At 63.3% G+C, this 12,815-nt stretch carries 11 protein-coding genes, 1 tRNA gene and 1 pseudogene; 9 read left to right on the plus strand and 4 right to left on the minus strand.

Annotation, left to right across the window (positions count from 1 at the left end):
- Positions 1-81: 81 nt before the first annotated feature.
- Positions 82-261: pseudogene (locus tag NED97_RS09265) on the plus strand (FMN reductase); the annotation flags it as partial.
- A 6-nt stretch (positions 262-267) separates the two neighbouring features.
- Here NED97_RS09265 and NED97_RS09270 read toward each other — a convergent pair.
- A complete protein-coding gene (locus NED97_RS09270) occupies positions 268-912 on the minus strand; it encodes a hypothetical protein (RefSeq protein ID WP_252490407.1) in 645 nt (214 codons plus the stop codon).
- A gap of 246 nt (positions 913-1,158) precedes the next feature.
- On the opposite strand from NED97_RS09270, the gene NED97_RS09275 reads away from it, so the two are divergent.
- The 6 genes from NED97_RS09275 (at position 1,159) to NED97_RS09300 (ending at position 8,752) form a co-directional block, all read left to right on the plus strand.
- Positions 1,159-1,695 carry a hypothetical protein gene (locus tag NED97_RS09275; RefSeq protein ID WP_252490408.1) on the plus strand — a complete coding sequence of 179 codons (537 nt, stop codon included), beginning with the start codon at positions 1,159-1,161 and terminating at the stop codon, positions 1,693-1,695.
- Between the two features lie 125 nt (positions 1,696-1,820).
- Positions 1,821-2,879: a DNA-methyltransferase gene (locus NED97_RS09280; RefSeq protein ID WP_252490409.1), complete on the plus strand. Its 1,059-nt coding sequence runs from the start codon at positions 1,821-1,823 to the stop codon at positions 2,877-2,879.
- Positions 2,880-2,950: 71 nt separating this feature from the next.
- Positions 2,951-3,382 (plus strand): universal stress protein, encoded by a 432-nt coding sequence (locus NED97_RS09285; RefSeq protein WP_252490410.1) that lies wholly within the window; start codon positions 2,951-2,953, stop codon positions 3,380-3,382.
- 56 nt (positions 3,383-3,438) lie between these two features.
- Positions 3,439-5,106 (plus strand): gamma-glutamyltransferase, encoded by a 1,668-nt coding sequence (gene ggt, locus NED97_RS09290; protein WP_252490411.1) that lies wholly within the window; start codon positions 3,439-3,441, stop codon positions 5,104-5,106.
- Between the two features lie 91 nt (positions 5,107-5,197).
- Positions 5,198-8,338 carry a PAS domain S-box protein gene (locus NED97_RS09295; protein ID WP_252490412.1) on the plus strand — a complete coding sequence of 1,047 codons (3,141 nt, stop codon included), beginning with the start codon at positions 5,198-5,200 and terminating at the stop codon, positions 8,336-8,338.
- A gap of 114 nt (positions 8,339-8,452) precedes the next feature.
- Positions 8,453-8,752 (plus strand): HalOD1 output domain-containing protein, encoded by a 300-nt coding sequence (locus tag NED97_RS09300; RefSeq protein ID WP_252490413.1) that lies wholly within the window; start codon positions 8,453-8,455, stop codon positions 8,750-8,752.
- Between the two features lie 808 nt (positions 8,753-9,560).
- Here NED97_RS09300 and NED97_RS09305 read toward each other — a convergent pair.
- Both NED97_RS09305 and NED97_RS09310 read right to left on the minus strand, forming a co-directional pair.
- Entirely contained in the window at positions 9,561-9,872 is a 312-nt protein-coding gene (locus NED97_RS09305; RefSeq protein ID WP_252490414.1) for a HalOD1 output domain-containing protein, read from the minus strand.
- Between the two features lie 365 nt (positions 9,873-10,237).
- Entirely contained in the window at positions 10,238-10,552 is a 315-nt protein-coding gene (locus tag NED97_RS09310) for a HalOD1 output domain-containing protein (protein ID WP_252490415.1), read from the minus strand.
- Positions 10,553-11,018: 466 nt separating this feature from the next.
- On the opposite strand from NED97_RS09310, the gene NED97_RS09315 reads away from it, so the two are divergent.
- Complete coding sequence (locus NED97_RS09315) at positions 11,019-11,192, plus strand: hypothetical protein (protein WP_252490416.1); 174 nt, start codon at positions 11,019-11,021, stop codon at positions 11,190-11,192.
- A gap of 295 nt (positions 11,193-11,487) precedes the next feature.
- Here the strand turns inward: NED97_RS09315 and NED97_RS09320 are convergent.
- Positions 11,488-11,638 (minus strand) — tRNA-Met (locus tag NED97_RS09320).
- A gap of 102 nt (positions 11,639-11,740) precedes the next feature.
- On the opposite strand from NED97_RS09320, the gene NED97_RS09325 reads away from it, so the two are divergent.
- Positions 11,741-12,808 carry a DUF7115 domain-containing protein gene (locus NED97_RS09325; RefSeq protein ID WP_252490417.1) on the plus strand — a complete coding sequence of 356 codons (1,068 nt, stop codon included), beginning with the start codon at positions 11,741-11,743 and terminating at the stop codon, positions 12,806-12,808.
- The last annotated feature ends 7 nt before the right edge of the window (positions 12,809-12,815 follow it).

Genomic DNA, 12,815 nt, shown 5'->3' on the forward strand with positions numbered 1-12,815 from the left:
CGGCGCGTCCGTCCGGTTTGCGTCCGGTTCGATGTCGACGAACACCGCGAACAGCGCGCCGAGGAGCGTCCCGTAGAGCAGGTGCCCCACGAGGCGGCGGTTCCCCGTTCGAGCGCCGCCTTCGAGGACGGCTCGTTCGTCGATTCGAAACTCGAGGAGCGCGCCGCCACGCTCGGCCGTCGAGTCGTCCAGTACGCGACGATCGAACCGGAGCCGGACTCCTTCGAGAGCGACCGCAACGTCGGCGCCGAGGGCAAGTAGCGCGCGTTAGCCGCCGAGAACGCGCTGGAACCGGCGCTGGTGTGCGACGACCGCGAAGAGCCCGAAGGCGAGAACGGCCAGCTGAATCGTCTCGATTCGGATCACGAGCGTCGTGATGCCGAGCGACAGCGGCGGCGTGACGATCGCCCAGTCGACGAACCAGGCCGACGAGAGCAACACTACCGCGCCGGCGGCCAGCAGCGCACCCGGGACGACCGACGCCAGCAGCTCACGGTCGGTCGACCAGGGCCGGAAGACGCGCTGTTCGAGCGAGAACTGGAGGACAAGGCCCGCACCCAGCGCGACGGTCGCGACGAGCACGCCGACCTCACCGTCGATCCGCTCGGCGAGGAACAGCCAGACGAGCCAGCCGGTCGTGAGCGCGAGCGCGGCGCCGAGCCGACGCGGTTCGAGGGCCGTCTCGAGTTCGCCGACCGTCGCGCCGAAGATGCTCGTCCGCAGGAGCGAGCCGCAGAACAGCACTCCGAGCGCGACGAGCGCCGTCGACGTGGTCCGCGATCCGACGACGAGCCAGAACCAGAGCCCGACGGTGACCGTTTCGACCGCGGCAGCCGAGAACGCCGCGGTCACTCCGACGACGCGCCGGCGTGTCGTCCGACCGAGAACGCCCGGTTGCCGGATGACGCTCATACACGGTCGTTCGCGGGCTACCCGTTTCGTTATGTAATTCCTTCTCACTCGACTCGAGGTCGTCTCGTGTCAGAGCAGCGTCCACCGTCTTCCGCTCGACTGAGGGTGGTTCTGCTGTCGTCCGCAGTCGGTAGCGATTGCTTATTCCGCCCAAATAATGGTTGAAACTCGTTTAATTCCTGATTTCCGAACGGGTTTCGAGAAACATTGGATAAACCTATGTGTGGGGATGTGGACGACCCGACTATGGCCGACACTGAACAGGAGCAGACACTGTCGGAACTCGTCGTAAAGGAACTGGTCGAACAAGGACTGGACTCCTCCATGCGGGACTCGATCCTCGAGGCCGTCGAGGAGTCCGAGGGCGGCGGTACCGGCGGATCGGGCGGTCTTCCGATGGCGGGAGCGCTGTTCGGTCTGGGCGCTGCCGTCGGCTACCTCGTTGGACGGGAGTCTCCCGAATTCGAGGACACGTCGCTCGAGGACGTCCAGGAGCCCGAAATCATCGAAGACATCACGAACGATTCGGAGGAAACCGAGGACGCGGAAGCCGAAGCCGAGGAGCCGGAGTCCTCCTCGGGCCGTCTCCCGCGGCTTCTTCTCGTTCTCGGGGCCCTCGCGGGTATCGCGGTCCTCCGCCGTCGGTTCGCGAGCGGCGAGGACGAGGAGTGGGAACCGATCGAGGAGTTCGAGCCGGCGACCGATCTCGACGAGGACGAGACGGAAGACGACGAGGAGGGCGAGGAACTCGAAGCCGAGACGGACGACGACACCGAAGAGTAGACTGACGGCTGGTTTTCGACGCCTCGAGGCAAAGACGTGCGCTCGAGGGGGTTCGTCCCGGTGTATCGTGACGCCGAGTCCCTTGACGAAGGAGCTAAGGGGGCGACGCCGACACTGTGCACCCAATGGAGACGACCCACCGCGTCGTCGTCGGCGACGCCCGCGAACTCTCGCAGGTAGCCGACGAATCCGTCGAACTCGTCGTCACGTCCCCGCCGTACCCGATGATCGAGATGTGGGACGAGCTCTTCGCGGAGCTCGACCCCGCTATCGGCGACGCGCTCGAGTCCGGCGACGGTCGCACGGCCTTCGAAGCGATGCACGCCCAGCTCGAGCGCGTCTGGGACGAACTCGAGCGCGTCCTCGTCGACGGCGGGATCGCCTGCATCAACGTGGGTGACGCGACCCGGTCGGTCGACGGGAGTTTTCGCGTCTACCCCAACCACGCCCGCGTGCTCGAGGCCTTCGAGTCCCGCGGTTTCGACCCCCTCCCCGACGTGCTCTGGCGGAAGCCGGCCAACAGCGCGGCCAAGTTCATGGGCAGCGGGATGATTCCGCCGAACGCCTACGTCACGCTCGAGCACGAGTACGTGCTGGTCTTCCGGAAGGGGGGCGACAGCCGGTCGTTCGAGCCGGGCGCCGACCGGCGGTACGAGGCCGCCTACTTCTGGGAAGAACGCAACCGCTGGTTCTCCGACGTCTGGACCGAGGTTCGCGGGGAGTTACAGGCGCTCGACGGCGGTCACGGGGAGCTGCGGGAGCGGTCGGCCGCCTACCCCCTCGAGATCCCCTACCGGCTGTGCTGTATGTACTCGGCGTACGGAGACACCGTCCTCGACCCCTTCTGGGGGACCGGAACGACCTCGGTGGCGGCGATGTGCGCCGGCCGGAACTCGATCGGCTACGAACTCGAGCCGGCGTTCCGGAAGGTCTTCGCGGACCGAATCGCGGACGTTCCCGCTCTCTCGCGCTCGGTCGGCCGCACGCGCCTCGAGCGCCACCGCGAGTTCGTCGCCGACCGACAGGAGGCGGGGAAGGAACTCTCGTACGACGCCGTCCACTACGAGACGCCCGTCGTGACGAAGATGGAACGCGAGATCCGGTTTCGAGAGGTCGCGGGCGTCGAGCCGATCGCAGACGAGAACGGCTACCGTGCCGAACACGAACCGCTGTCGGTCGAGTAGCTGCGCCCGATTCGTGGGGTGCTTTCACGTGGAAGGCGGACCGTCTTGCAACAGCGCGTCGAACGGTCGGTATGAGCCGGCACGTTCTCGTCGCGATAGACGACTCCGAAGCCTCGAGATCGGCGTTCGAGTACGCACTCGAGGAGTATCCAGAGTCGAGAATCACCGCGTTACACGTGTTCGACCCGACGCATCCCAACATCTACGCGGACGCCACGGGCGGGTCGGCCGAACAGTACGAGGAGTTCGAACTGGCCAACCGCGAGCACGGCGCGGAACTGCTCGAGGAGGCGACGGAGCTCGCCGCAGACCGCGGACGGGAGGTTCGGACGGCACTCGAGGACGGAACGCCGGCCGAGACGATCGTCGATTACGCCGCCGACCACGACATCGATCGCCTCGTCGTTGGCACCCGCGATCGAGCCGTTACGAGCCGCGCGTTGCTCGGGAGCGTCTCCAGAGCCGTCGCGAAGCGCGCGTCCGTCCCCGTGACGATCGTGTAGCGAAACGGGACCCGAAGCCACCAGCGTTTTTATCGCCGACGACTCGTACACGATCGATGGACACTTCCGTCGATCTGGACCGATTCGACTCGAGACGCTCGACAGCGTACGCAAATCGCGGCATGGTCGCGACGAGCCAGCCGCTCGCGGCGCAGGCCGGGGTATCAATCCTCGAAGCCGGCGGGAACGCCTTCGACGCGGCGGTCGCGACCGCGGCCGCGCTCAACGTCGTCGAGCCGACCTCGACCGGGATCGGCGGCGACGTCTTCGCGCTCTATCGGACCGCTGACGGCGAGGTTGGCGCGATGCGCTCCTGCGGCGGCGCCCCCGCGAACGCGACGATCGAGAACGTGAAGGGCGCGCTCGAGGAGGCCGACGACGTCTCGCAGTATTACCCCGAGTCGCGCGGCTACGCCGTCGACGGCGATGCGAGTGGCGACGCCCTCGAGATGCCCTTCCTCGGCCCCCACGCGGTGACCGTCCCCGGGACGGCCCGCGGCTGGGAGGCCACGGTCGAGGAACTCGGAGAACTCTCGCTTTCGGACGCGCTCGAGCCGGCGATCCACTACGCCACCGAGGGCTACCCAGTCTCGCCGGTAATCGCCCACTACTGGCAGGGTGCCGAGGACCTCTTCACCGACGAACACGCCCGCGAGGCGTACCTCTTCGACGGCGAGAGTCCGGAGATCGGCGAGACCGTGACGCTGCCGCGACTCGGTGAATCGATGCAGAAAATCGCCGACGAGGGCGCCGACGCCTTTTACGAGGGCGAGATCGCGGACGCGATCGTCGAGGAGATCCAGTCCGCGGGCGGCTTTCTGACCCGCGAAGACCTCGCCGACTTCGAACCCGAGTTCGTCGACCCCGTCAGCACGAGCTACAACGGGACCGAGGTGTACGAACTGCCGCCGAACAACCAGGGCCTGCTCGCCCTCGAGGCGCTGAACATCGCCGAGGAAATCGGCGCGGGCGAGCACGAGTACGACTCGCCGGAGCGGGTCCACGCCTTCACCGAGGCGATGAAACTCGCGTTCGTCGACGGCCACCACTACGTCACCGACCCCGAGTACGAGCAGATCCCGCCGCTGGCCTCGAAGGAGTACGCCCGCGAGCGCGCCGCGGCGATCGGCGACTCGCCGATCCAGGACCCCGAGGTCGGCGTTCCGACGAAGGCGGCCGAGGACGCCGACACCGTCCTCCTGACGGTCGGCGACGAGGAGGGGAACATCGTCTCCTACATCAACTCCCGGTTCGCCGGCTTCGGCAGCGGACTCGTCGCGGGCGACACCGGCATCGCGCTCCAGAACCGGGGCGCCTCGTTCTCGCTCGATCCCGACCATCCGAACAGTCTCGAGCCCGAGAAGCGGCCGTTCCACACGCTGGTCCCCGCCGTCGCGAAACTCGACGAGGACGACTGGCTGGCGTTCGGCGTCATGGGCGGCTACATGCAGCCCCAGGGCCACGTCCAGGTGCTCTCGAACATCGTCGACTACGGGATGGACCTGCAGGAAGCGCTCGACGCACCGCGCTGGCGCTACCGCGAGGACGGTAGCCTTGGCGTCGAGGAGCGACTGCCGAACGCGGCGAAGCTGGCGCGGAAGGGCCACGACGTGGGCGTCCTCCCGCCGGTGATGTTCGGCGGTGCACAGGCCGTCCGCCGACGGGGTGAGACGCTGTCCGGCGCGACCGAACCGCGAAAGGACGGCTCCGCAATCGGTTACTGAGCCGTTCCCCGGAACGATCTCGGATACCGCTGTCCCGGGTTACCGCCTGAACCGTCGCGAACTTTTTACGCACACCGTACGCAACGACGGTATGGGTTCCGAACTCGAGCCCCCCGAAACAACGCCGATTCGCGTTCTCGTCGTCGGGTCGTCGTCCTGGACCCGGAGCGCCACGACGGTGCTCGAGGAACACGACGGTACCGTCACGGTCGAGGACCGCGTTCACGGTCTCGGCGACGGGCGGCCCGAGTCAACGGATTGCGTGCTCACCGACGAACGAGCGGTCTGCTCGACGGTCGGGGACCGCTGTCCGGTCGTCTACGCTGTCGACGACGTAACGAACGCCGACGTCGACGAACTTCTCGCCGACGGTGTAGCCGACGTCATCGAGAAAACGGCGTGTGAAGACTCGACGCTACTCGAGCACCGACTCCAGCAGGCCGTCCGAAGTTCGTCGACGAAGCCGGCCCTCGAGCGGCGCGAATCGTGGTACCGATCGCTGATCGAGCGCTCGTCGGATTTACTGGTCGTCTTCGAGGAGTCGGGTCGGATGACGTACGTTAGCCCCTCAGCCGAGCGCGTCGCGGGACTCGAAGCGAACGAGTTGCTCGGGGAGCGCGTTCTCGACAGGATTCACCCCGACGACAGGGACGGCGTCGTCGAAACGTTCGAGGCCGTCTGTACCGATTCGTCGGGTGCGAGCAGAACCGTCACCTACCGCTATCCCAGCGGTGACGAATCCTGGAGGGTTCACGACGTCGTTCTCACCAACTTCCTGGAAGACCCCATCGTCGGCGGCGTCATCGGTTCGATTCGAGACGTTACGAAGTATCACAGTCTCGAGCGCGAACTGAGCGAGTCGCTCGAGCGGGTGACCGACGCGTTCTACGCGCTCGATCCGGAGTGGCGATTCACGTACGTCAACAACCGAGCCGAGACGCTCCTCGGCTACTCGCGTGAGGAACTGCTCGGAAAGGACGTTCGGGAGATGTTTCCCCACGGGTTCCGATCGAATCTGTTCGATCGGTTCGGCCGGGCGATAGAACAGCAGGAATCCGTCTCGTGGGAGCGGTACTCGAAGTCGCTCGACATCTGGATGGAGATCCACGCGTACCCGTCCGAGACCGGCCTGTCGGTGTACTTCCGCGACATCACCGAGCGGGTCGAGCGAAAGCAGGAACTGACCGAGCGAACGGAACGGCTGCAGGTGCTGGTCGAAAACGCGCCCGTCATTCACTACGTCATCGACGACGAGGGAACGATCACGCTCTCGGACGGACGCGGACTCGAGAACATCGGCTTCGAGCCGAGCGAGGTCGTCGGCGAGCCGTTCTTCGAACGCTTCGAGGAGTACCCCGAAATCTGCGCCGACGCGAGGGCGGCTCTCGAAGGGACCCCCGTCCACAGTCAGCGACGGGTTCTCGACCGGGTGTTCGAGTCGTGGTACCAGCCGGTCACGGACGACGGCGAGGTCGACCGAGTAATCGGCATCGCCGTCGACATCACCGAACGCGTCCAGTATCAGGACGCGCTAAACGCCCTCCACGAGGCGACAACCCACCTGCTCACCGTCGACTCGAAGCGGGAAGCCGCCGAGTACATCATCGACATGGCCGACGACGTCCTCGACCTCGACGGCATCGTCTTCCGGTTCGACAAGCGACACAACGAGCTGATTCCGTTCGCGTACTCGTCCGCCCTCGAGTCGGAGATCGGCCCTCCCCCGCGACTCGGCCCGAATGGCAGCGTGGCGTGGGAGACGTTCGTCGCGGGATCACTGTCCGTCTTCGACGATGTCGGTGAGTTCGAACCGTGTCAGATCGAGGGGGTGGCCGTCCGAAGCGGACTCTGCGTCCCGCTCGGCGAATACGGCGTACTGGTGGCGCTCTCGACGGCCGAGCGACAGTACGACGACGACATCCTCGAGCTGGCGGAGCTGTTCGCCGCGACGGCGGAAGCGGCGCTGGACCGAATCGGTCAGACCCGGCGGCTCCACGATCGCGAGCAGGAACTGAAACGACAGAACCACCACCTCGAGCGGCTGAACCGCGCGAACGAGATCAGACAGCGGATCGAGGAGCACCTGTTGCTGTCCGATTCACGAACGGCGATCGAACAGGGTATCTGTGATCGACTCGCCGATACCGATGCGTGCTCGTTCGCCTGGATCGGCGAACCGGATCCGAGCGGGAGCCAGATCCAACCGCGAGTACACGCCGGTCTCGAGCGCGGCTATCTCGACGCGGTCACCGCGACCACCGTCGACGACTCCGCCGCCGAGCCGACCGGTCGAGCGGTTCGCTCCCGGCGACCGATCCACGTCGAGAACGTCGCCACCAGCGTTCACGACGGCGCGTGGCGGACCGACGCGCTCTCCAGGAGTTTCCAGTCGGTGTACACCGTACCGCTCGTCTACGATGGCTATCTCTACGGCGTGCTTTCGATCTACGGCGACGACCGGAACGCCTTCTGTGAGGCGTTCCGGTCGATGCTCGCCGACCTCGGTGAAACCATCGCGTACACGATCGACGCGGTCAAGCGAAAGAACGCGCTCCTCGACGCGGGCGTCACCGAGGTCGAACTCGAACTCACGACCGACTCCACGCTGTGCCGATTCGCCGACCATCTCGAGGGTCGTATCTCGTTCGAGGGCGCGACGCTGCAGGCCGACGGATCGGCGCTCGTGTTCGTCGCCGTCGAACCGCCGATCGCCGACTCCGGAATCGACGCGAGTCTCGAGGGGATCGACGACGTGGTGGTGATCGCCGAAACGGAGAGTCAGACGCTGGTACAGTTTCGGCTTACCGGTCCGTTCCTGGGGAAGATCGTCAACGACCACGGCGGCACGTTGCGGGAGTTCGTCAGCGAGGAGGGCCTGAACCGGGCGATCATCCACGTTCCGGACGGCGTCGAGATTCGCGAAGTCCTCTCGGATATCAACCGCCGCGGGCTCTCGGTATCGATGGTCGCCCGCCGCGAGCGGGCTTCGAGCGGCGTTTCGGCGCTCGACGCTCCCGCGCGAAACGCGATGCTCGAGCGTCTCACGACGAGACAGCAGGAGGTCGTTCGGACGGCCTACCACGGCGGGTTCTTCGAGTGGCCACGGCAGACGACGGGCGAAGAGATCGCTGGCTCGCTGAACATCTCCCCGCCAGCATTTCACAAACACGTGCGGGCCGTCGAACAGAAGGTTTTCAGGGCCCTGTTCGAAGGGATGACGACTGACGGTTAATTGATTAACCCCTTCTCAGCGAGGCTATTATACAGTTAACGACCAGCTTCTTTACGGCAAACCGAGAACGGGGTACTGTCTTCCCACCGACCGAACTGGGGGTGTGTACTACTAATGACAGAGATGACGCCGCGACAACGTTCCTCATCGGTAGAGGACTGCTACACAGTACAGTACGACCGACTCGGCGACGAGCCGCTCAGCGTGACGATCGCTGATGCCGTTGCAACGCACAGCGGGACGGACGTGACGGAACTCGAACCCCTTCACTACGCGATCAACGCCGACGCACTCGAGCGCCTGTTCGAACCGCGATCGAACGGACTTCGAACCGGCGGTTCGGTAACGTTCGAGTACAATGACTGCACCGTTACCGTTACGGCTGACGGCGAGATCCACGTCGAATCTTCCTGAGTGGCGCAGCGACGCTGCGAGTCCTCTCTGCTGCTCCGACCTATCGCGTTGTCGACCAGTTCCAGCCCCGAGTGATATAAACACATTATATTGTAATTATTCAGCAACCAAAACGGGTATGTACGAGCGGTAGTAAGCACGGTACCATGGTAAAGGATACCGTACAAACGATGAAAGATGTGAACCACACGCCGCCAGAGGGTGAGTCGGTGACGAACGTCTGGCACCGCGGCGATCGCGACGAATAACGTTCAGGTCCGCGTTCGCGGTCGGTGGGAGGCGCTCGACTCTCGCTCACCCTTCGCTTCCCGTTTTCCCGCGCAGTGTGTGTTGAACCTCGCCAGTACCGGGATCCGTCGACGCCCCACTGTCTGTGGCTCGTTGACGTACTTCGGTCGCTCTCGAGACGATGCCTCGGCTCCGCGTTTCCGGTATCGGCCCGCGTTGGATAGAAACGAGTCCCCTCGAGGACGCGCCGTCTCGTCGGTCGATCCTGATCCCACTCCGGTTCGGGACTGGGAGTCGACCGACCGCAGCACCGGACCACACCCGACTCGATTCCGCAGCAAGGCGCCGACGAGTGATTCCCTATGAATCTCGACATGGCTCACCGCACTGATATCGTGTTCGAATAGTACGAGTGCGGGCGAGTATCCGAATTTGTAATCGAGAAGGAAATCTCACTCCACGATCTCGACATCGCGATCACGACGGTCGCTAAAGAGCGACCGTCCGATCGAGCAAAAACCCATACGTATCCGGTAGAGCCGCTCTCAGATCTCGTCTTCTCCTGTCTGGTATCCGTATCTCAGCCATCTTTTTGAACGACGAGCTGCCAGTCGTCGTGTATCTGTACAGCATACCGGTGATCGTTATGAAGCGTCAGATCGACAGTGACGGTAGCAATATCGCCGTTGTTGGTGATGAGACGGTTGAGTGCCTCCGGATCTATGTGGTCGTAGAGTCTGATTCCCAGGTCTGTCTGGAAATCCGTCGGATCAACGTCTTCGATGGCAGCGATGGCCTGCACGATGGCGGTACTGGGCGGTGTATCTGTGTCGTACTGGTGTTCAATGCGTCTCTGGTCGTTCGAATCGCTGAAGATATTCGGCGAAGTCATCAGTGTAAGTTAGATGCACCTCGCACGGAGAGAGACACGATCTCGTTGCACACACTCGCAGGCATTTCGATTCGAATTAGCCGGTGAGCATCACTGGTAGAGTACGTTCTCGCTTTCGGTCAGTGAACCGGATGATTGCCGATCCGTCTCGATACACGCGCCACCTGTACGTAACACGGTATTTTTTCGAAGTAGTTTGCACCGAAGAGCGGCAATTCGTTACCGATAGAGTGCGAACTGAGCACCAGATTCGTAATCGCCATCGGAGCTACTGCTGATCGATTATCGGTTCGACTGTCACATCATATGACATTATCAGTCGGTATTTCAACGCGGTGTACTTCTTCCAGTAGTGAGGTTTGCCGTTATCGGTCGCGGGAGCAGACGATCAGTTCATCACTTTCGAACCGAATTTGATAGCGGTCAATAGCGAAGGAGACGATGGCCTGTTCGGATCGTTGATTTCGTACGAGCACATCGAGCGCTTCCGGATCAACGTAATCGTAGAGAGTGATTCCGCACTCGGTTGTGAGTTCGGCTGGATCGACGTTCTTGACGGTTGCGAGAGCGTTAATTACAGCGATACTCGGTTTCGTAGCCGACCAATCGTCCGTCCTCTGTACGTGGATAGAACTCGAATCAGAACTCCTCTCGGCCCCCGACTGGTCTCCCTCGTCCATGCCCCTCGTATGCTATCGAGCATCATAACGTTGTGTGATTTTTAGAGTGAATCTCGTACGGGCTTAGTCCGCCCGATTGCTGTCGAATCGCTACGTGGTCCCGTCGCCTTCCGGTTTCGGAAGATGGGCGTGCTCCAACTCGAAAATAAGCCGTTCGGTACGTACTGTCCCTCTGATCCGGGGAAGGGCACTCGGGACAGACGTGTTCGGTGACCCCACCCAGTGTTACGACGTTCTCCTCGCTGCCGATCAACCGTGTGAGGACCGATCGACGTTCTGATTTCACGACCACTTCTCGAGTTCGGTATCGACCGTCCCGAGAGCGAGAGCAGTCCGCACGACGCGCCGATCTCCTCCAGGGTGGTGATCCTGTGAGACAACCGATCGTATGGTATCGTCGATGAGTGACGAGCCGAACGACCGTTTCACCCCACTTGTTGAATACCTTCGCTGAAGAGGATGCAGTATGAGCGACGAACCTGATACTCGAATTGACCACCCAGAGAGGCTCTGCCATGCGATAGTTGCGGTTCTCGAAGAACTCGAGCAGGAAGAGATAATCGAGGAAGAACGAGCATCTGAACTGCGCTCTCAAATTTACCGCTCGATCAGTACCCGTGATAAATTCCCTGAGGAATAGCCCGGGACACTGTTTCACCTCTGAGTCGACCGCCGACGCGGACTCTCGAGGATCTACGGGCTTGGAGCGAGCCGGCGCGCTTCTCGGTGTTATCGTTCGTCTCCGACTCGTGATGTCTGTGAAAAGCGTGCCCGGGGCGGGGAGGGCTCCGAACCACGGAAAGACTCACTCCGTTCGTCTTTCCTGCCTTCACCTCGCTCCGCTCGGTGAAGACCACCGGGTTCGTCGCCCCATCCCGAGCACTGGGTTTCAGACTCGTCACTCACTACGTTCGTGACGTCGCGAAGAAAGCTAGTGCCCGGGGAGGGCTCCGAACCCTCGATCTCCGCATGTCCCAGGTTCGAGGCTCGGCAGTCCTCTAGGGACACGGAGGCTTCCAAGGCGAAACCGCACCGAATCTCTGAACCCTATGAGTGCGGCGCTATGTCCAGCTAAGCCACCCGGGCTCGTCTTCTGGTAGTGCCGTCTGTTTCTTTAACCTTCCCATTCACCGCGGCCGTGCAACGTGGACCCACGGATTTATCACCTGCCCTTACCAAACCCGGCGTATGACCGTTCCCGGCCTTGTACAGTCTGCTCTCGATGGTGAGGAGATCGTCACGCGAATCTCTATCGGCGGCGACGACGAGATTTTCGTGACTCCCTCGAGCAGTATCGTCTATCGGGCTGAAGGCCTTCTGAGCACGAGACGGATCAAACAGTTCTCCCACGACGCGGATCGGATCACGCTCTCGGAAGGGCGACGCAAGACCTCGTTCACGCTCGAGTACTCCCTCGACGACCCCGCGGAGTTTACGATTCCCGCGGGCAAGACCGAGGAGGTCCTCCGGCCGATCCTCGCCGGCGTGTTGAACGGAAACGGGATCACCAGTCCCGACGAGACCGTCGTCAAAGTCTACCGGTTCAGCGAACTCACGCTGATCCTCACGAGCGACCGGCTCGTCAAGCACATCGGCGAGGCGGTCTGGGACGAAGACTACGCGGAGTACCGCTTCGACGACGTGACGAACCTCTCGTTCGAGGACGGAAGCGTCGCGACGCAGATCGTCCTCACGGTCGACGGCCGCCCGCAGCGGATCAAGGCGCCGAACGACGCGGCGGACGACATCCGCGAGCGGCTCCAGCGAGCGCTGTTCGCGTACCACGACGTCGAGTCGCTCGCCGAACTCAACGCGATCCTCGGTGAGGAGCAGGAGGACGACGGTGACGACGGGACGGTCGACTTCGGTGATGGCGTCGATCCGCTCGACGCAAACCCGCCCGAACCCGACGAGGGTGGGGAGGCGACCGCCAGCGCAGCGGGTCAGTCCCGGGCAGCCGATCAGATCGACGACGAATCCGGCGGTACCGACCCCCGATCGAACCGATCCGAAGCGGAGTCGACGACGCTCGAGTCACGGCGGCTGATGGACGACCTCGCGGACGAGTCGGCACCCGATGCGGCGCAGCCTTCGGGGGAAGCTGGCGGGGCAACTGACGCCAGCTCGGATCCGAGTCCCGAAGTTCTCGAGCGCCTCGAGACGCTCGAGGCGGCGGTCGAACGACAGAACGAGCACCTCGAGAAGCAACAGCAGACGATCGAACAGCTGATTACCGAACTTCGGCAGGGTCGGTAACGCCCTC

This window comes from Natronococcus sp. CG52 (genome assembly GCF_023913515.1).
Classification (GTDB): domain Archaea; phylum Halobacteriota; class Halobacteria; order Halobacteriales; family Natrialbaceae; genus Natronococcus; species Natronococcus zhouii.

Excerpts from the sequence above, each read along its gene's own strand:
- NED97_RS09270 (WP_252490407.1), bottom strand. The coding sequence starts at position 912 with ATGAGCGTCATCCGGCAACCGGGCGTTCTCGGTCGGACGACACGCCGG.
- NED97_RS09275 (WP_252490408.1), top strand. The coding sequence starts at position 1,159 with ATGGCCGACACTGAACAGGAGCAGACACTGTCGGAACTCGTCGTAAAG.
- NED97_RS09280 (WP_252490409.1), top strand. The coding sequence starts at position 1,821 with ATGGAGACGACCCACCGCGTCGTCGTCGGCGACGCCCGCGAACTCTCG.
- NED97_RS09285 (WP_252490410.1), top strand. The coding sequence starts at position 2,951 with ATGAGCCGGCACGTTCTCGTCGCGATAGACGACTCCGAAGCCTCGAGA.
- ggt (WP_252490411.1), top strand. The coding sequence starts at position 3,439 with ATGGACACTTCCGTCGATCTGGACCGATTCGACTCGAGACGCTCGACA.
- NED97_RS09295 (WP_252490412.1), top strand. The coding sequence starts at position 5,198 with ATGGGTTCCGAACTCGAGCCCCCCGAAACAACGCCGATTCGCGTTCTC.
- NED97_RS09300 (WP_252490413.1), top strand. The coding sequence starts at position 8,453 with ATGACAGAGATGACGCCGCGACAACGTTCCTCATCGGTAGAGGACTGC.
- NED97_RS09305 (WP_252490414.1), bottom strand. The coding sequence starts at position 9,872 with ATGACTTCGCCGAATATCTTCAGCGATTCGAACGACCAGAGACGCATT.
- NED97_RS09310 (WP_252490415.1), bottom strand. The coding sequence starts at position 10,552 with ATGGACGAGGGAGACCAGTCGGGGGCCGAGAGGAGTTCTGATTCGAGT.
- NED97_RS09315 (WP_252490416.1), top strand. The coding sequence starts at position 11,019 with ATGAGCGACGAACCTGATACTCGAATTGACCACCCAGAGAGGCTCTGC.
- NED97_RS09325 (WP_252490417.1), top strand. The coding sequence starts at position 11,741 with ATGACCGTTCCCGGCCTTGTACAGTCTGCTCTCGATGGTGAGGAGATC.